The organism is Ruegeria sp. HKCCD4884, assembly GCF_013110855.1.
In the GTDB taxonomy this organism is placed as follows: domain Bacteria; phylum Pseudomonadota; class Alphaproteobacteria; order Rhodobacterales; family Rhodobacteraceae; genus Ruegeria.
Genome location: NZ_WVRJ01000011.1, coordinates 129,202 through 146,650, shown reverse-complemented (window position 1 = coordinate 146,650; position 17,449 = coordinate 129,202). Strand labels below are relative to the sequence as shown.

The 17,449-nt window shown below is 59.1% G+C and carries 17 protein-coding genes; 8 read left to right on the top strand and 9 right to left on the bottom strand.

Annotation, left to right across the window (positions count from 1 at the left end):
* Positions 1–142 precede the first annotated feature (142 nt).
* On the top strand, positions 143–868 hold the full coding sequence (locus GS636_RS16565; protein ID WP_171670797.1) for an SDR family oxidoreductase: 726 nt from the start codon (positions 143–145) through the stop codon (positions 866–868).
* A 3-nt stretch (positions 869–871) separates the two neighbouring features.
* Here the strand turns inward: GS636_RS16565 and GS636_RS16560 are convergent, their stop codons facing one another.
* Positions 872–2,524, bottom strand: coding sequence for a DUF6504 family protein (locus GS636_RS16560; protein WP_171670795.1), 1,653 nt, complete (start codon positions 2,522–2,524; stop codon positions 872–874).
* 61 nt (positions 2,525–2,585) lie between these two features.
* On the bottom strand, positions 2,586–2,873 hold the full coding sequence (locus GS636_RS16555; protein ID WP_171670792.1) for an I78 family peptidase inhibitor: 288 nt from the start codon (positions 2,871–2,873) through the stop codon (positions 2,586–2,588).
* A gap of 129 nt (positions 2,874–3,002) precedes the next feature.
* Here GS636_RS16555 and GS636_RS16550 point away from each other — a divergent pair, with 129 nt between their 5' ends.
* Positions 3,003–4,115: an S-(hydroxymethyl)glutathione dehydrogenase/class III alcohol dehydrogenase gene (locus tag GS636_RS16550; protein ID WP_171093067.1), complete on the top strand. Its 1,113-nt coding sequence runs from the start codon at positions 3,003–3,005 to the stop codon at positions 4,113–4,115.
* Between the two features lie 108 nt (positions 4,116–4,223).
* The gene (locus tag GS636_RS16545; RefSeq protein WP_171670851.1) at positions 4,224–4,937 is read left to right on the top strand and encodes an NYN domain-containing protein; all 714 of its coding nucleotides are present in this window, start codon (positions 4,224–4,226) and stop codon (positions 4,935–4,937) included.
* Positions 4,938–4,947: 10 nt separating this feature from the next.
* On the opposite strand, the gene GS636_RS16540 is transcribed toward GS636_RS16545, so the two are convergent.
* The 3 genes from GS636_RS16540 to GS636_RS16530 form a co-directional block, all read right to left on the bottom strand.
* Positions 4,948–5,886, bottom strand: coding sequence for a DMT family transporter (locus GS636_RS16540; protein WP_171670790.1), 939 nt, complete (start codon positions 5,884–5,886; stop codon positions 4,948–4,950).
* 143 nt (positions 5,887–6,029) lie between these two features.
* On the bottom strand, positions 6,030–6,443 hold the full coding sequence (locus GS636_RS16535) for a group III truncated hemoglobin (RefSeq protein WP_171670788.1): 414 nt from the start codon (positions 6,441–6,443) through the stop codon (positions 6,030–6,032).
* A gap of 48 nt (positions 6,444–6,491) precedes the next feature.
* Positions 6,492–9,410, bottom strand: a complete 2,919-nt coding sequence (locus GS636_RS16530) for an error-prone DNA polymerase (RefSeq protein WP_171670786.1) — start codon at positions 9,408–9,410, stop codon at positions 6,492–6,494.
* Positions 9,411–9,519: 109 nt separating this feature from the next.
* Here GS636_RS16530 and GS636_RS16525 point away from each other — a divergent pair, with 109 nt between their 5' ends.
* A complete protein-coding gene (locus GS636_RS16525; protein ID WP_171670783.1) occupies positions 9,520–9,984 on the top strand; it encodes a DUF1203 domain-containing protein in 465 nt (154 codons plus the stop codon).
* On the opposite strand, the gene GS636_RS16520 is transcribed toward GS636_RS16525, so the two are convergent.
* Complete coding sequence (locus GS636_RS16520; RefSeq protein ID WP_171670849.1) at positions 9,981–10,970, bottom strand: ABC transporter ATP-binding protein; 990 nt, start codon at positions 10,968–10,970, stop codon at positions 9,981–9,983. The genes GS636_RS16525 and GS636_RS16520 overlap by 4 nt on opposite strands.
* Positions 10,971–11,057: 87 nt before the next feature.
* Here GS636_RS16520 and GS636_RS16515 point away from each other — a divergent pair, with 87 nt between their 5' ends.
* The 3 genes from GS636_RS16515 to polA all read left to right on the top strand — a co-directional run bounded on the left by GS636_RS16515 (position 11,058) and on the right by polA (position 14,656).
* Positions 11,058–11,234: a zinc-finger domain-containing protein gene (locus tag GS636_RS16515; RefSeq protein WP_170533977.1), complete on the top strand. Its 177-nt coding sequence runs from the start codon at positions 11,058–11,060 to the stop codon at positions 11,232–11,234.
* Positions 11,235–11,316: 82 nt separating this feature from the next.
* On the top strand, positions 11,317–11,787 hold the full coding sequence (locus GS636_RS16510) for a hypothetical protein (RefSeq protein ID WP_171670781.1): 471 nt from the start codon (positions 11,317–11,319) through the stop codon (positions 11,785–11,787).
* 70 nt (positions 11,788–11,857) lie between these two features.
* On the top strand, positions 11,858–14,656 hold the full coding sequence (gene polA, locus GS636_RS16505; RefSeq protein ID WP_171670779.1) for a DNA polymerase I: 2,799 nt from the start codon (positions 11,858–11,860) through the stop codon (positions 14,654–14,656).
* Positions 14,657–14,698: 42 nt separating this feature from the next.
* On the opposite strand, the gene GS636_RS16500 is transcribed toward polA, so the two are convergent.
* Both GS636_RS16500 and GS636_RS16495 read right to left on the bottom strand, forming a co-directional pair.
* Positions 14,699–14,929, bottom strand: coding sequence for a DUF2798 domain-containing protein (locus tag GS636_RS16500; RefSeq protein ID WP_171670777.1), 231 nt, complete (start codon positions 14,927–14,929; stop codon positions 14,699–14,701).
* 62 nt (positions 14,930–14,991) lie between these two features.
* Positions 14,992–15,747: a hydroxypyruvate isomerase family protein gene (locus tag GS636_RS16495; protein WP_171670774.1), complete on the bottom strand. Its 756-nt coding sequence runs from the start codon at positions 15,745–15,747 to the stop codon at positions 14,992–14,994.
* A 178-nt stretch (positions 15,748–15,925) separates the two neighbouring features.
* On the opposite strand from GS636_RS16495, the gene GS636_RS16490 reads away from it, so the two are divergent.
* Positions 15,926–16,882 (top strand): DMT family transporter, encoded by a 957-nt coding sequence (locus tag GS636_RS16490; protein ID WP_171670772.1) that lies wholly within the window; start codon positions 15,926–15,928, stop codon positions 16,880–16,882.
* On the opposite strand, the gene GS636_RS16485 is transcribed toward GS636_RS16490, so the two are convergent.
* Positions 16,865–17,440: a DUF1285 domain-containing protein gene (locus tag GS636_RS16485; RefSeq protein WP_171670770.1), complete on the bottom strand. Its 576-nt coding sequence runs from the start codon at positions 17,438–17,440 to the stop codon at positions 16,865–16,867. The two genes, GS636_RS16490 and GS636_RS16485, sit on opposite strands and share 18 nt — an antisense overlap.
* Positions 17,441–17,449: the final 9 nt, after the last annotated feature.

Here is a 17,449-nt window from a genome sequence, read left to right as displayed (position 1 = left end):
GCTGGATCAATCCGGATAGAAGTTTTTAACAGATGCACTATCTTGTGACTTCGGGTTTCAGCGCCCGCTTCCTTGCGTCACCCTATGATCCACCGCGGATGCAGGGCCGTAAAAAGGATAACTTCAACAAAACGGCGCGGGTATGAGCAGCTTTGACGGAAAAACCTATTGGATCATCGGCGCAAGCGAAGGTTTGGGCCGTGCCTTGGCCGAGGCGTTGAGCCATAAGGGCGTGCATCTGATCTTGTCTGCACGCAACGCCGCGCGTTTGAATGAAATCTGTTCCAAGCTTCCAAATGCACGCGCGATTCCGTGTGATGTGACCGATTTAGACTCTGTACGTAGTGCCGTGGCCGAGGCCGGTCAGATCGACGGACTGGTTTACAATGCAGGCGCTTACGAGCCGATGCGCTCGGGAGATTGGGATACCGAGGCGTCGCTCAGGATCAGCGATGTGAACTATTCGGGGGCGTTGCGGGTGTTAGGTGAAACGGTTCCTGGCTTTGTTCATAAAGGTCAGGGAGAGATCACTTTGATCGGGTCGCTGGCCGGGTATCACGGTTTGCCTGCCGCGATCGGATATGGGGCCAGCAAGGCGGCGCTGATCTCGCTGGCCGAAACGATGCGGCATGATCTGGCGGGCACCGGTGTGACGGTGCGCATTATCAATCCCGGCTTTATCAAGACGCGCCTGACCGACAAGAACAGTTTCAAAATGCCGATGCTGATGACGGCTGAGGATGCGGCAGAGCGCGTGGTCAAAGCGATGTCGCGCCGCCGGTTCCGTACCGATTTCCCGGCACCATTCTCGTGGTTTATTCGTCTGATCGACTACCTGCCGGATCTGCTGGTGTATCGTGGAAAATAGACTCTAACAAAACTGCCCCTGGCAGAACCAGCCTGCCGACATGGTGCCTCCGTGCCCGTAGAACAGCCATAGGCGTTCGCCCTGTTCCGTCACCACCACCCAGTAATCGCGCACGCCGCTGCGCCAGTTGGGATCGTCCAACCACCATTCCGGCGCGATCCGTTCCGGGCCAGTAGCCTGGGCCAGTAGCCAGTCGCGTCCGCGCCAGCGGAAGGCGGTTGGGACATCCGGGGTTTCCGGTGCCATAACCGGCTCGGGCTGCCACATCTGCAAGGGGCGTGGGCGCGACGGTGCAGGCCAGTCGCGCGCGGGTTCCGACCATGCAGCCGCCAGCGTCTGTGCCGTTTTCTCGGGGATATGAGAGGCGGCGGGATGCCGTCTTGTGATCGCCTCCAGCCCCACCCGCGCACCCAGCTTGCCGATCAGGTCATCCACGGCTGTATTGCCCTCAAGCCGGTTACGGGCCACGCGGCGTGCCTCGGCGTGACCGGCGATGGTGCGGGCATGGATGGGCTCGGTCTGGATCGCCTCAAGCCGCAGCATGTCGATGCCATAGCCCGCATCGATCTTGTCAATTTTCATCTCTAACAAAGGACGAATGCGATGTTTGTCATAGGTCGGGCGGGCTAGTCCAATCTCGATGACCTCGGCCGCCTGATCGGCGCGATGCGCCTCTAGCCGCAGGGTGCGGACACCGCGATCTTTCTCTTCCAGCTTGGCGCAGAGGGTGGGCAGCACCCGATCGACAGCGGCCATCACATCCTCAATCAGGCCGATTGGGTTGGGCAACGTCATCCGCACCGCAAAATGATGTGGTGGGCGGGCCGGAGAAACCGGCTCGGGCGCGCTGCCCATGGCCTGATCCAGCCGCAATACCAACCCCCGCCCGAACCGCCGCGCCAGCGACGCGCGTGGCTGTCCCAGTAGATCGCCGATCCGGCGCAGGCCCAGCCGGTTCAACTGGGTCACAACCGGGTCGTCCAGTCGCAGCGCCGCGATGGGCAGGGGGCTGAGCGCTCTATAGGATTGCCCCGGCGCTGCAATACGCGCGCCACCACCCAAGGACATCACCTGCGGTGCTGCCCCGCCTTTGGTCCAGTGCCGCCGCTTGCCTGCCCGGGCGCGGGTGGCGCGGGCTTCCTGGCTGATGGCGTCGCCGTTGCGGTCGGATGTGGCCTCTTGTCCCGCATAACGCGCCAAAGCCCAGGCTGCGCCCAGCGTGTCGGCAATGCCCATCTGCACGCTGAGGCCCATATCAGCGCAGTCCGTTTCAAGCACGCTCAGCAGCGTCTCTTCCCCGCCAAACAGATGCGCACAACCCGACAGATCAACGATCAGCCCATCCGGAGCTTCTTCGGCCACCCAAGGGCTGAACTTGCCCGCCCAGCGGCGCAGCGCGGTTAGAAACGCGGCTTCGGCCGGGGCGTTGCGGTGCCGTGTGATCAGGCTGGCGCACATGGCATGGGCATCGCGCACGGGCTGGCCCACACGCAGCCCGGCGGCCTGTGCTTCAGTATTCAATGAGGTAATGACCTGCATGTTCGACTGCTCGGTGACCACAGCCAACGGCCCGGAATGCAGCCCCCGCGCGGCGCGGATCAGCCGTTCAGCCCCAAGACGGGGAAACCACAGTGAAAGTATTCGGCGTTTTGGCATCGGCAGACATCAAAATGTTCCCATTTTGTTCTTATTCGAGAATCAACGCCCGAGTCCACGCTTACCCGCAGGTCAGGCGCTGAATTACACCGGCACCATTTACAAAGACGTTCAGCCTGTCGATCCGGTAATCCTGCGTTGCAATGTCATCAGGTCCCAGCACACGGGTGCGTTCCGGCAAATCGGCCTGAATGGTCGAAACCGGCTGGCCCACCGAGTCGGCAAATGCTTCGCCCTGACAAAAGGCTAGATCAACAGGCGCGGCCTCGGGCGCAAGGCGCGCTTCTTCGGGGGCCGGGGTCTCGGCGCAGGCGGCCAGAAGGATCAGAATCGGGATAAATCGGTGCATTGGCGTTCCTCATTCCGGCAATGTCGTTTCTGCAATATCAAACAATTAGCAAGTCTGTCATGAAAGCACAGTTGAAAACACCCTGCAATTGACGCAGGGTCGGGTCAAAGAAGACAGGGAGACAGTGATATGCGCACCCGTGCCGCCGTCGCCGTTCAGGCGGGCAAACCTTTGGAAGTGATGGATGTGAACCTCGAAGGTCCCAAGGCGGGCGAGGTACTGGTGGAAATCAAGGCCACCGGCATTTGTCATACAGACGAATTCACCCTGTCGGGTGCCGACCCCGAGGGCCTGTTTCCGGCCATTCTGGGCCATGAAGGCGCAGGCATCGTGGTTGAGGTCGGCCCCGGCGTCACCAGCCTGAAGCCGGGTGACCACGTGATCCCTCTTTACACTCCTGAATGTCGCGAGTGTGAATACTGTCTGCATCCCAAAACCAACCTGTGCCAGGCGATCCGGGAAACCCAAGGCAAAGGCTTGATGCCCGACGGGACCTCGCGATTCTCGACTTTGGATGGTGATCCGATCCTGCATTACATGGGCTGCTCGACCTTCTCGAACCATACAGTTCTGCCCGAGATTGCGCTGGCCAAAGTGCGTGAAGACGCGCCCTTCGACAAGATCTGCTATATCGGTTGCGGCGTCACCACTGGCATTGGCGCGGTGATCAACACCGCCAAGGTCGAGATCGGCAGCCGCGCCATCGTGTTTGGTCTGGGCGGCATCGGCCTGAACGTGATTCAGGGATTGCGCCTGGCCGGGGCTGATCAGATCGTTGGCGTTGACCTGAACCCATCGAAGGTCGAGATGGCCACGAAATTCGGCATGACCGATTTTGTGAACCCCAAAGAGGTCGAAGGCGACCTGGTTCCCTATCTGGTCAACCTGACCAAGGGCGGCGCGGATTATACCTTTGACGCCACCGGCAATGTCGGCGTGATGCGCGACGCGTTGGAATCGGCGCACAAAGGCTGGGGTGAATCGATCATCATCGGCGTGGCGCCTGCAGGTGCCGAGATCTCGACCCGTCCGTTCCAACTGGTCACCGGCCGGTCATGGCGCGGCACAGCTTTCGGCGGCGCGCGCGGCCGGACCGATGTGCCCAAGATCGTCGACTGGTACATGGAAGGGAAGATCGAGATCGACCCGATGATCACCCACACCATGGGTCTGGATGACATCAACCACGGCTTCGACCTGATGCATAAAGGTGAGAGCATCCGGTCGGTCGTAGTGTATTGAGAAAACTGAAATAATCTCGAAGGGCGGGCTTTTGCTCGCCCTTTTTCGTTACTACATTCCGCAATACGAATTATTTTTGTTTGAGGAATTTCAGTGACAACAGCAGGCATGGATCGCTTGGCGGTCCTTATTGATGCAGAGAATGTACCGGCAAAACACGCGCCGGAGATTTTTGAAGAAATTGCCACGTTGGGCGAGGCCAGCCTAAGGCGGATCTACGGAGATTTTTCGAACGGGGCGCCGCAGGGTTGGAACTCTTTATCATTGGCAGAATACGCAATCGTTCCGCATCAGCAGTTTGCAAATACGTCCGGAAAAAACTCCAGTGACATCGCGCTGGTCATAGATGCGATGGACATCTTGCATTCCGGTCGATTTGGCGGGTTTGTACTGGTGTCGTCGGACAGCGATTTCACTCGCCTGGCCAGTCGCATCCGCGAGCAGGGGTTGAAGGTATTCGGCATTGGAGAAGAACGAAAGGCTCCCAAAGCGTTCGTGAATGCGTGCAACAGGTTTATCTACATTGAAAACATCCAAAAGCCGGAGTGCGGAGCAAATACCTCAAAAGAAAACAAGGGCGCAAAATCGAAACATGAGTTGAACCATGCCTATCAGTTGATCCGGAACGTTGTACTGAACACAAACGAAGCTGATAGCTGGGCGAGCCTTTCATTCGTGGGTAGCCAATTGGGCAAGATGTATCCGGACTTCGATTCGCGCACTTATGGCCACAAAAGATTGAGTGACCTGGTCCGCGCCATTGGCCGCTTTGAGGAAGGTAACGTCAATGGAGGTTTGAAGATCAGGTGCAAGGAGTCTTGAAGGCCGGACCCTATTCCCCCGGTCGCGAGGCACCGGTATCTGATCGCGGAGACCGCACCCGGAGAACCGGGGTGTTCACAGACGTGGTGTTAGAGCGACTCTCCCTCCAGACCACGAATACACCGGACGCAATGATGATACTGGCCCCGACGGCGACCCAGCCGTCCGGGTGTTCCCCAAAGAAGACCATGCCGAAAATCGTGGCCCAGATGATCTGACTGTATTGGCTGGGCGCGACGACTCCGGCGGGTGCCGCGCGGTAGGCGAGGATGATCAGGTGCTGCGCGATGACCGAAAACACGCCGACCAGCGCCATCATCGCCAGATGCAGCAGGGATGGAGGCTGATACACAGCCGGCTGCGCAAGGCTCATGACCAGAATGGCCAGCAGCATAGGATAGAGGATCAGCACGGCGGATCGTTCCTCATTCCCGATCTTGCGTACAAGAACAGAGCCAAACGCGCTGCAAAACGCGGCCGTAAGGGCGGCGAGGTGACCGAGGGTGATGTCTGTCGCGCCCGGGCGCAGAACGATCAGAACGCCGATCAGGCCAACGCCGACCGCAGCCCAGCGTTGGATGCGCACAACTTCTCCCAGAATGGGTATCGACAGGACGGTCACAATCAGCGGGAAGGAAAACAGCAGCGAATAGACCTCGGCCAGTGGTAGCACTGAAAAGGCGTAAAAGGCGCAGACCATGGATGTGACCACCAGTCCCGAACGCAACAGCACCAGCCAGGGATGATGCGGGCGGAAGTTGCTGGGCGTCCGGTCGGCCAGCATGGATACGGCCATTGGCACAAAGGAAAACAGCGTGGCGAAGAAAATAATCTGCATCACCGAATAGGTCCCGCCCAACACCTTGATCAGCGCGTCGTGGCTGGCAAAGACCGCGAATCCCGCAAACGCGAAACCAAGGCCCCTGAGGGTGGTGTTTTGAGTGCTCATGGATCGGCCTCGGGTGATGTCGGTGTGGTGGCACTGTGCCGTGGCAGCGCAAAGGGGCTGTCTTGCCCCTGAGTAACCCCATTTTTGCGGGGCGCATAGCCCCTATTTTACCGCTAACATGGCAAAGCCGCCATGCAGAGGGATCAACGCAGGATCGGTGGCGCGTCTTTGGGTTGACGGGCCGATTGCACGCCTGCCTTCATCCCCACGCCGATACGCCGGGCCAGCGCGACCCACGGGATTGCGGTTTCTGGCGGCAGTGTCTGGGTGGCTATTTCTTCGAACAGGTCCAGCCAGTGGGCGAACATCTCGGGTTTTACATCGGGCCGTTCGATATGGACCCGTTGTGGATTGCCGTCGTAGCTGCGTTCAAACAAGATGGCGTTGCGCCAGAACGCGGCGATCTTTTCCTCATGCGCGGGCCAGTCGGTGACATGGTTGGCAAAGACCGGACCCAGCACAGCGTCTTCACGCACGCGGGCATAGAAGGCGTGGACCTGCGCATTGATCTGATCGGGTGTCGCCGGAAAGCGCGGCGGCAGGGTGGGTCTGGTCATAAGGTCACCAAATTCGACTCTGTCCCGGGGAAGTATCCCCTTCAGCCGTCATGCAACAGGCGTGGTTTTGTCGCGCGGCTCGGGCGTCAGGATATGCCGTAGCAAGGCGACCGGATGCGCCCGCAGGCTGAGGCGGGTGGCGACGTAATCTTCGACCACCTGCTCACCCAATGTCATTTGCGGCAGATAGGCTTCGGGCTCGTCCAGCGCCTCACCTTCCATATCTTGCGAGAACAGAGGCAAGGGCTTGGCGGTTGCAATCGCTTTGGCCTGCCACAATGCCTCGCGCCGGGTCAGGTCGCAGGCGGCGAAGGCATCGGCCTCGGCCAGCCGTTCGATCACCGACGGCCCCAGCCCCGCGCGACGCCACACATCGTCGACCTGGTGGTAGCCGTTGCCGCGCGCGGCGGTCAGCCAGCTGGCGTCTTCTTCGCTGAGGCCCTTGATCTGGCGGAACCCCAACCGCAGGGCCAGCCCGCCATGGCCGTCGGGCTCCATCACGTTGTCCCAGAAGCTGGCATTGATGCAGACCGGACGCACCTGCACCCCATGTTCCCGCGCATCGCGCACGATCTGGGCAGGGGCATAGAACCCCATCGGCTGTGAATTCAGCAGGGCGCAGGCGAAAATACCGGGATGGTGGCATTTGATCCAGGCGCTGGCATAGACCAGCAGTGCAAAGCTGGCCGCGTGGCTTTCGGGGAAACCGTATGAGCCAAACCCTTCGATCTGTGAAAAACACCGCTCGGCAAAGTCGTCGTCATACCCATTGCGCTTCATGCCGCGCAGAAACAGCGCGCGGAACTCGCTGACATTGCCGTGCTTCTTGAACGTCGCCAGCGACCGCCGCAGCCGATCGGCCTGTTCCGGGGTGAACCCCGCGCCCACAATGGCGATCTGCATTGCCTGTTCCTGAAACAGCGGCACGCCCAGCGTTTTGCCCAGCACCTCACCCAGTTCGTCCGAGGGGAAGCTGACCTCCTCCTCTCCGTTCCGGCGGCGGATATAGGGGTGAACCATGTCGCCCTGAATGGGGCCGGGGCGGATGATGGCGACCTCGATCACCAGGTCATAGAAATTGCGCGGCCGCATCCGGGGCAGGAAGTTCATTTGAGCACGTGATTCCACCTGAAACACGCCGATACTGTCGGCTTTGCACAGCATGTCATAGACCACCGGATCCTCAGGCGGCAGGGTTGCTAGTGTATAGCTGGTCTGGTGGTGCTGACCGATCAGATCGAATGCCTTGCGGATGCAGGTGAGCATCCCAAGGCTGAGGACATCGACCTTGAGGATACCAAGCGAGTCGATGTCGTCCTTGTCCCAGCAGATGACCGTACGGTCCTCCATCGTGGCGTTCTCGATGGGAACAAGTTCGTCCAAACGCCCCTCGGTTATGATAAAGCCGCCGACGTGCTGGGATAGATGACGGGGAAATCCGTCGATCTCATACACCAGTATTAGAGTCTGTTTCAGGCGACGGTCCTCGGGATCGAGGCCGATCTCGCGCATCCGGTGCGCCTCAAGCCCGACGGTCGAAAAGAAGCCCCAAAGCTGCGAGGACAGCGCCGAGATCGTGTCCTCGGTCAGCCCCATAGCACGGCCGACCTCGCGAATGGCCCGCTTGCCGCGGTAATGCACGACCGTGGCGCAGAGCCCCGCGCGTTCGCGGCCATAGCGGTCATAGATGTGCTGGATCACCTCTTCGCGGCGTTCGTGTTCAAAATCCACGTCAATGTCGGGCGGTTCATCACGCGCCTCAGAGACAAAGCGTTCGAACACCATCGTACCCATCTCGGGGCTGACTTCGGTGATGCCGAGGCAGAAACAGACCACCGAATTGGCCGCCGAGCCGCGCCCCTGGCACAGGATGCCCCGAGATCGGGCGAAATGGACGATGTCGCGGACGGTCAGGAAGTAGGGTTCATATTTCAGTTTGCCGATCAGCGTGAGCTCATGGGCCAACATCTTCTGAGCCTTATCCGACGCGCCCGCAGGATAGCGCCATTTCAGCCCCTCATGCGCCAGACGGTGCAGGCGTTGGGTCGGAGTTTCCTGTTCGCTGCCTTCGCTGGGATATTCATAGCGCAGCTCGTCGAGCGAGAATGTGAGTTGCGTGCTGAGTTCATGGGCGCGGGCAACAGCGCCCTCGTGACCTTTAAAGATGCGCAACATCTCGGTCTCGGATCGCAGGCGCTGTTCCCCATTGGCCAATGCCTCGCGACCCAGATCATCCACCTTACGGCGCAGGCGGATGGCGGTCAGAACGTCGGCCAGCTTACGACGCGCGCCGTGGTGCATCATCGGTGTGGCACTGGCGAGGGTGGGGATGCCCAGTTCCTTTGATTCAGTCTCTAACAAAGAGAAATATGCACTGTCTGCACCATCGTATCGAGGGTGCATCAACAGGTTTATCCGACCGGCAAAGCGGCGCGCCAGCTGTTGCGCTTGTGTCCTCCACGCGCTCGCGCCGCCTTGGGATCGGTCCGCCTGTGGCCAGAGCAGCAGGTGTAGACCGTCGGAAAACGCCAAAAGGTCGGACAGGTGCAGGATGCAGTCGCCTTTCTCCGCACGCAGGCGACCAGTGGACAGGATGCGGCATAGGTTGCCCCAGCCCTGCCGGTTCAGCGGCAAGGCGGTGACGGTAGGTGCGTCGGTAAAGATCAGCCGCGCGGCTGGGATCAGGCGCGGCACGGCGTGAATCGGATATGAGGGTGGTTTGGGGATGTGGTCAGGGCAGGGTGGGCCTATGGAGGTGTTCTGCGCTTCCCACTCCAGCCGTTCGTGGACCTTGCGGGCAATCTCGCGCGCCTGGGTGTGGGCGCGGACAATCCCGGCGACCGAGTTGTCATCGGCAATCGCAATTGTGGGCAGACCCAGGGTGACGGCACGCTCCATGTATTCCTCGGGGTGCGAGGCCCCGGTGAGGAAAGTGAAATTCGATGTGATCGACAGCTCGGCATACATGGCGAGTCACTATTATATTCACGTTTTGTTCTTTTTCGAGTCCTTTGCGCAGAAAACGGGTCGCTTGAGATCGATCAGATCGGCAGGGTCGGCAAAAAGGAGACCCGATATGTTCAAGATAACCGCACTGCCCACATCCGAAGTTCGCGCCCTTCAAGCTGGAGCGCCGGACGCTTATGGCGCTACGCCCGAGCGCACCGTTTCGACGGGTACAGGCAACCCTTGCCGCCACTGCCTACAGAATATTCCTGAAGGCGAAGAGATGCTGATATTGGCCCATCGTCCTTTTTTAGAGACACATCCGTATGCGGAAACCGGCCCGATCTTTCTGTGTGCCGCACCGTGCGAGCGGTATGAGGGGGAAGAGATGCCCGAGATTCTGACCACGTCTCCTGACTATTTGATCAAAGGCTATGGTGCGGATGACAGGATCGTCTATGGCACCGGGACGATCACGCCCATGGAGCAGATCGGCGCAGCGGTGAAGGGCATCTTTGCTCGACCGGATATCGCCTATATCCATGTCCGCTCGGCCAGAAACAACTGTTATCAGGCGCGGATCGACCGCGCCTAAAGCTTAACGCGGTGCATTCCCCGGCGCGGCTGATCCTGATCGTCAGCAGGTTCCTCGGCGCGCGACGATGTCAGTGCAAGGAACACATCCTCAAGATCGGCTTCCTCGGTACGCACGTCGCGAATGCGGATACCCACGACTCGGACGGCTTCCAGCACCTGCTCGGCGCTGGTTTGATTGCCCTGATATTGCAGCACAAGGCTGCCATCGTCGCGCAGCGCGGCTTCGACCCCTTCCGTTACCGGCAGATTCACCACGGGACTGTCCGGGACGATCACCATCGTCCGGCTGTCCATCCGACCCAGCAGGTTGGCGGTGCTGTCCTGAGCGATCTTTTCGCCATGGTTGATGATGGCGATCTCGTCACACATCTCTTGCGCTTCTTCGAGATAATGCGTGGTCAGGATGATGGTCATGCCCTGTTCATTCAGTTTGCGCACATTGGTCCAGAGCATCTGACGCAGTTCGATATCCACACCTGCCGTGGGTTCATCCAACACCAGAATCTTCGGGTGATGCACCAGCGCCTTGGCCAGCAAAAGCCGCCGCCGCATCCCGCCCGACAGCGTGCGCGCATACGCCTCGGCCTTGTCGCTGAGACCCACCAGCTCCAGAATCTCATCGCTGCGGCGCTGCGCCTTTGGCACGCCGTACAGACCGGCCTGAACCTCCAACGCGCCACGTGGGGAAAAGAACGGGTCCAGGTTCAGCTCTTGCGGCATCACGCCAATGGCGGCACGCGACTGGCGCGGGTTCTGATCCTGATCGAATCCCCAAATTGAAACTTTGCCGGACGATTTCACAACCAGCCCAGCGAGAATGTTGATTAGGGTCGATTTCCCAGCCCCGTTTGGCCCCAACAGCCCAAACACCGACCCGCGCGGAACGGTCAGGTCTATGCCTTTCAGCGCGTGTTTCTCGGGCTGGCCCTTGCCGCCGCGATAGGTTTTGCGCAGCCCTTCGATCCTGATTGCCGCATCGCTCATGTGGCTCTTGCCCCCGGTTTGCTCATCGCTCATAAACGCACCTAGTACATGCCCGCGAGGCCGACAACCGAAGAAGGATCGCCAGCCGTGACCATCGAAGCGCCGGAAACCAAGATCGTCGAAACCACTCGTGTTGCCTGTGATGGCGGTGAAGGTGCGTTGGGGCATCCGCGCGTGTGGCTGCAAATCCCCGAAGACACCGGCTGGGTCGAGTGCCCCTATTGCGACTGCAAATATGTTCTGAAGGGCACAGAACAGGGCTGATTGCCCGCCTAACCGGGTTTCGCCCAAATCTCGCCGCGATTTTCATGGTAGTGCGTTGGTACAACCATCGTAGGTGAGTGTGATGACCGACATGACTGCCACTGACACGGCCAACCCGGTTTTTGGTTGGATCGGGTTTTTCCTTGCTGCATTGGCTTTATTCGCTGCGTTGTTTGTGTTTTGGGCCGGTCCTTTTGCGCCGCAACACTCCACCGGCGTTTCATTGGGTGAACTGGCGGCTGAGCTTGGCAAGTCCACCCTGCGGGCCGCAGCCGGGCTTGAGCAGCCTGCACCCGTGGCCCAAACCCGCGACCTGGACGATTACTTGCAAATTGGCGTGGCTATGCTGGGTGGGCTGGCAATTGTTGTCTCGGTGATTGGCATTCTTCGTCACGAAAAACGACGCCCGGCCATCGCCGGAATGGCCATTGGAACTGGCGCGATCCTGTTCCAGTTCTTCGCCTTCGCTTTCTTCGCCTTCCTCGGCGTTCTGGTGATCATGGCGCTTCTGAACAGTTTCTCGGACGTTTTCGGCGGCCTCTTTGGTGGCTAACACACGTTCCTGACTGGTCACCCGCCTGCCCCTGTGGCAGAACCATCCCTGACCGACAGGGAGAGCGCGCATGAGCAATTTTGGAAAAGGGTGTCACCTGCATCTGATCGACGGATCGGCCTTTATTTTCAGGGCTTATCACGCGCTGCCTCCGCTGACTCGAAAATCCGACGGATTACCGATCGGGGCGGTCTCGGGCTTCTGCAACATGCTGCAGAAATATGTCGAGGGAAACGCCGGACCAGATGCGCCAACCCATGTGGCGGTGATCTTCGACAAGGGTTCGCACACGTTCCGGAACGATCTCTACGATCTGTATAAGGCCAACCGCGAGGCGATGCCTGAGGACCTGCGCCCGCAGATGCCTCTAACGCGCGAGGCGACAAAGGCTTTCAACATCGCCTGCAAAGAGCTTGAGGGGTACGAGGCCGACGACATCATCGCCACGTTGGCCGTTCAGGCGCGTGAGGCCGGGGGCCGTGTGACTATCGTAAGTTCCGACAAGGACCTGATGCAGTTGGTCGGCGACGGCGTTGAGATGCTGGATGCGATGAAGAACAAGCGCATCGACCGGGATGGGGTTATCGAGAAATTCGGTGTGGGCCCTGAACGGGTGGTCGATGTGCAGGCTTTGGCCGGGGATTCGGTGGACAATGTGCCGGGTGCCCCTGGGATTGGCGTGAAAACCGCAGCTCTGCTGATCAATGAATATGGCGATCTGGAAACGCTGCTGGATCGCGCGGAAGAGATCAAACAGCCAAAGCGCCGCCAGACGCTGATGGAAAAACGAGACCAGATCGAGCTGTCCAAGAAGCTGGTGCAATTAGACGAAAACACGCCGCTGGATTTCACTCTGGACGATCTTGAGGTCAAAGACCCGGATGCCGAAACCCTTCTGGGGTTCCTGGCCGAGATGGAGTTTCGCACTCTCACCAAGCGCATCGCAGATAAACTGGGGGCTGAAGCTCCGGTGATTGCTGACGCGCCTGCGCCTGCGGCTGAAGAACCAGAGGCAACGCTTACTCCGTTTGATGCGTCGAAATACGAGTGTGTGCGCGACGCCGAGGCCCTGCAAAAGTGGATCGATAAGTCCTATGAGCGCGGTTGGGTCGCTGTCGATACCGAAACCACCGGTCTGAATGAGATGATCGCCGATCTGGTCGGCGTCTCGCTTTGTGTTGAAGCTGGTGAGGCTTGCTATATCCCGCTGACCCACCGCGATGGGGCCGCCGATGATCTGTTCGGCTCGGATGCATTGGCTGAGGGTCAGATGCCGTTGGATGAGGCTCTAACCTTGCTGAAACCGATGCTCGAGGATCCGTCGATCCTCAAGATTGGGCAGAACATGAAATACGATGCCAAGATCTTTGCGCGCCATGGCATCAACGTTGACCCAATCGACGACACGATGTTGATGTCTTATGCGATGCATGGCGGCGAGCATGGGCAAGGAATGGACACATTGTCCGAGCGGTATCTGAGCCATACGCCAATCCCGATCAAGCCGCTGCTGGGATCGGGCAAATCCGCAATCACATTCGACAAGGTTCCAATTGATGAGGCCACGGCCTACGCCGCTGAAGATGCGGATATCACCTTGCGTCTTTGGCAACTGTTCAAGCCTCAGTTGCATCAGGTCCAAGTGACGACGGTGTACGAGACGTTGGAACGCCCCCTGGTGCCCGTCTTGGCCGAGATGGAGATGCATGGCATCAAGGTGGACCGCGATGTGCTGAGTCGTATGTCTAATGCATTCGCGCAGAAAATGGCCGGATTAGAGGCTGAAATTCACGAGCTGGCCGGTGAGACTTTCAATGTTGGATCGCCTGCGCAGTTGGGTGAGATTCTGTTCGACAAGATGGGTCTTGAGGGTGGCAAGAAGGGGAAGACCGGGAAATATTCGACCGGGGCGGACATTCTGGAAGATCTTGCGACCGAGCATGAACTGCCGCGCCGGGTGCTGGATTGGCGGCAGCTGTCCAAGCTGAAATCGACCTACACGGACGCGCTGCAGACCCATATCAACCCGGATACGGGCCGGGTGCACACGTCTTATTCCATCACCGGCGCGAATACGGGACGTTTGGCCTCGACCGATCCGAACCTTCAGAACATCCCGGTGCGGACCGAGGAAGGGCGACGCATTCGTGAGGCGTTTATCGCTGAGCCGGGCAATGTGCTGGTGAGCCTCGACTACAGTCAGATCGAACTGCGGATTCTGGCGCATATTGCGGATATTCCGACTTTGAAACAGGCATTCTCGGACGGGTTGGACATTCACGCCATGACGGCATCCGAGATGTTCGACGTGCCGCTGGATGAGATGACGCCCGACATTCGCCGTCAGGCCAAGGCGATCAACTTTGGTGTGATATACGGCATCTCGGGTTTTGGTCTGGCGCGGAACCTGCGCATTCCGCGGGCCGAAGCCCAGGGCTTCATCGACCGCTACTTCGAACGTTTCCCGGGCATTAGAGCCTATATGGATGACACCGTCGCCTTTGCCAAAGAACATGGCTATGTCCAGACCTTGTTCGGGCGCAAAATTCATACGCCCGAGATCAACGCCAAGGGACCTCACGCCGGGTTCTCAAAACGAGCAGCAATCAATGCGCCCATTCAGGGCACAGCAGCGGATGTGATCCGACGGGCCATGGTGCGGATGCCTGGGGCGATCAATGGCCTGCCGGCCAAGATGCTGTTGCAGGTGCATGACGAATTGCTGTTCGAAGTGGCCGAGGATTCAGTGGATCAGGTGATCGGCGTGGCGCGCGACGTGATGGAAGGGGCCTCGGACCCGGCGGTCAAGCTGGACGTCAAGCTAAGTGTGGATGCCGGGCAAGGCGCAAATTGGGCCGAGGCGCACTAGCGACGCGCCTCATCCGGCCCGGCGGGCCCTCTTCGTCGCGGGTCAGTCCTGCGGCCTGACCATGCGGTTCACCATACGTTGCACGGAAGGGCCAAACAGCAGAATGACGGTAAAGGCGATGGGCCAGCAGAAGGCCCAGGATGCCATCCAATCTCCGAATGTGCTGGGGCCGAACCCGATGGCTTTCACTGTTGCGATCCCTGTCACGATAAAGGACATGAGGCCGGACATGATCAGGCTGAATACGGCGCGGGCATAGCGGGCTGGTATCATGGCGGGTATCCTGAAGGTCGTATTGCCTTTGATCTGCAACATTTGCCTGTAAAATACCAGTGCTAGGGCTGCATCCAATCAAGGCTTTGGGATGTTCGTGAAGTCGAAGGTGTGTATTCGGCACTGACCCAACCGGTGTAACCGGACGCGTCCATGGCCGAGAACAAGTTCTGGAAATCGGTTGGTCCGCGCCCCGGTTCCGATCGGTACGGGGCCGCGCCGATCTGCGCGTGGATGACCCTCGGGTGAAATTGTTCCCAAACGGCTTGTGCATCACCGTGGATCATGTGGGCGTGAAAGCTGTCATATTGCAGACCAACATTCGGGCGATTCACACGATCCAGCACCTCGGCTGCCAGATCGTAGCTGTTCAGGAAGTAGTCAGGCTGTGACACTGGATTGAGCGGCTCAATCGTAAATTTCTGCTGCGGGGCGCTATCAGCGGCCCACTGCAGGTTCTGGACAAAGCTATGCAGCGCATCCGACCCCGAGGCATATCCTGACATGATGTGGATGAGCCCCGGGCGCAGAACATCAGCATAGCGCAGAACGCGGCGGATATCCGACTGAAACCGGGCCTCGCCGCCAGGAACCGCTGCGTATCCGGGTTGGCCGCCCGTGTAATTGGGCGGCGGCGCGTTGATCAGTACCAGCTCTAACCCGTTGGCCAATAGGGCACGGCGGGTCTCTTTTGCGGCCATGTCATAGGGGAACAGGATCTCAACGGCAGTGAAACCAGAATCTGCGGCGGCCTGAAACCGGTCGAGATAGGGCAATTCAGTAAAGAGCAGGGACAGGTTGGCGGCAAATCTGGGCATGTGCGGTCTTTGGTTGTGGTAGTCCGACCCTAACCGTCACGCCTTTTCCGGGGAAGAGACTGAAAACGACAAGTTGTCGAAAACCGGCCAGATCAAGACCGCAGGATCAGGGACAGTCACGCCATATCAGCGAATCATTTCCAGGCTGAAACAACAAAAAAGGTCTGATCCCATGGCCATGAGCCCTGAACCCGCAAGCGGGAACGCGGCATCGTTCTCATCTGCTCGCAGTTCGGCCCTTTCGGGCAACGGGCTGGCCGTGGCGTCGATGATGGCATGGGCGGCCGGGTTTCCTGCGGCCGAGGTCCTTTTGCAAAGCTGGCCACCAGTGGCGCTGCTGGCTGCGCGTCTGGCGCTGGCTGTCGGTGTGATGTTGCCACTTTGGTTCATTCTTGACGGACCAAGCCGCGTATTGAGGGCGAAATGGGGCCGGGCAATGGTTGTTGGCAGTTTCGGCTACGGGATCGGTATGTTCCTTCTGATTCTGGCGCAGAAGCTGACGGACCCGGTGACCGTTGCAATTATTGCATCCTGCGCGCCGCTGGCAGCAACGTTGCTTGAACTTGCCGCTGGCACGCGGCGTTTAAAGTGGAACTTTGCCATTGGCGTGTTGGTGTCGATTGCGGGCGGATTGATTGCCACCAGCGCCAATGCCCCGGCGCAACTGGGGCTGGGCGCTGTCTGTGCAATTGCGTCAACCGGACTTTTCTGCTGGGCCAGTATGGCGACGGTTCGCGACTTTCCCGAGCTCAGCCAAACCGGGCGCACCACGATCACCTTTACAGGTGGGTTGCTGATGGCCGGGGTTCTTTGTTTTGGGTCCGCGCAAATGGGTATGGATGTGATGCCGCGCGCTGCTGTGGATGCGCAGCAGGTTGGGATGCTTGTGATCTATGCGTTGATTGCCATGGGGCTGAGCCAGGTTCTGTTCATCGCGTCAGTCGGTAAACTGGGCGTTGCCTTGGCGTCGTTCCACATCAACATCGCACCGTTTTACGTAATGCTGATCATGCTGGTGCTGGGGGATGACTGGAACTGGACCCGCGCGCTGGGCGCGGGTGTCGTCGCATTGGCCGTTGTTTTGGCGCAGGATCGGGCGCCGCGACAGCCCCGGGGATCAGCCAAGCTCGGTTGACGGGATCAGCCCAAAAAATTCCTGGCCAGACCAGACGCCAAACCAGCCGTCGTGATGGGTGCCAATCTCAACCAGGCGATAGAAACTTTTGCGATCTATGCGTGCTTCAAGATCGGAACGGATCATGATGTAGGGTGAAGGTTCGTTTGTCACCGGGTCGATAACGATCCGGATCGGATGATCTGAACCTGCAACAGCATGATCGCCTACATGAGTTGTAAAGGTCAGGTTTTGCTGCTCGCCTTCGCCCTCACGATCAAAATCCACGGCGACAAATGGCGCGTCTTCAACATTGATTCCCACCTTCTCGACCGGCGTGACGAGGAAGTATTTCCCGTCTTCTTTCTTAAGAATTGAGGAAAATAGCTTCACCAGCTCGAAACGGTTGATGGGTGAGCCTAAATAACTCCAGGTGCCATCTTTTGCGATATGGATGTCCAGATCGCCGCAAAACGGGGGATTCCATAGGTGAACGGGCGGTAAACCCTTGGTTTTGGCCGCTTTGACTGATGCAGCCAGACCATCCGGTGACGGTTTCACAGGTTTTTGTCCGCTCATTGCTTTTGC

Excerpts from the sequence above, each read along its gene's own strand:
- GS636_RS16565 (WP_171670797.1), top strand. The coding sequence starts at position 143 with ATGAGCAGCTTTGACGGAAAAACCTATTGGATCATCGGCGCAAGCGAA.
- GS636_RS16560 (WP_171670795.1), bottom strand. The coding sequence starts at position 2,524 with ATGCCAAAACGCCGAATACTTTCACTGTGGTTTCCCCGTCTTGGGGCT.
- GS636_RS16555 (WP_171670792.1), bottom strand. The coding sequence starts at position 2,873 with ATGCACCGATTTATCCCGATTCTGATCCTTCTGGCCGCCTGCGCCGAG.
- GS636_RS16550 (WP_171093067.1), top strand. The coding sequence starts at position 3,003 with ATGCGCACCCGTGCCGCCGTCGCCGTTCAGGCGGGCAAACCTTTGGAA.
- GS636_RS16545 (WP_171670851.1), top strand. The coding sequence starts at position 4,224 with ATGGATCGCTTGGCGGTCCTTATTGATGCAGAGAATGTACCGGCAAAA.
- GS636_RS16540 (WP_171670790.1), bottom strand. The coding sequence starts at position 5,886 with ATGAGCACTCAAAACACCACCCTCAGGGGCCTTGGTTTCGCGTTTGCG.
- GS636_RS16535 (WP_171670788.1), bottom strand. The coding sequence starts at position 6,443 with ATGACCAGACCCACCCTGCCGCCGCGCTTTCCGGCGACACCCGATCAG.
- GS636_RS16530 (WP_171670786.1), bottom strand. The coding sequence starts at position 9,410 with ATGTATGCCGAGCTGTCGATCACATCGAATTTCACTTTCCTCACCGGG.
- GS636_RS16525 (WP_171670783.1), top strand. The coding sequence starts at position 9,520 with ATGTTCAAGATAACCGCACTGCCCACATCCGAAGTTCGCGCCCTTCAA.
- GS636_RS16520 (WP_171670849.1), bottom strand. The coding sequence starts at position 10,970 with ATGAGCGATGCGGCAATCAGGATCGAAGGGCTGCGCAAAACCTATCGC.
- GS636_RS16510 (WP_171670781.1), top strand. The coding sequence starts at position 11,317 with ATGACCGACATGACTGCCACTGACACGGCCAACCCGGTTTTTGGTTGG.
- polA (WP_171670779.1), top strand. The coding sequence starts at position 11,858 with ATGAGCAATTTTGGAAAAGGGTGTCACCTGCATCTGATCGACGGATCG.
- GS636_RS16500 (WP_171670777.1), bottom strand. The coding sequence starts at position 14,929 with ATGATACCAGCCCGCTATGCCCGCGCCGTATTCAGCCTGATCATGTCC.
- GS636_RS16495 (WP_171670774.1), bottom strand. The coding sequence starts at position 15,747 with ATGCCCAGATTTGCCGCCAACCTGTCCCTGCTCTTTACTGAATTGCCC.
- GS636_RS16490 (WP_171670772.1), top strand. The coding sequence starts at position 15,926 with ATGAGCCCTGAACCCGCAAGCGGGAACGCGGCATCGTTCTCATCTGCT.
- GS636_RS16485 (WP_171670770.1), bottom strand. The coding sequence starts at position 17,440 with ATGAGCGGACAAAAACCTGTGAAACCGTCACCGGATGGTCTGGCTGCA.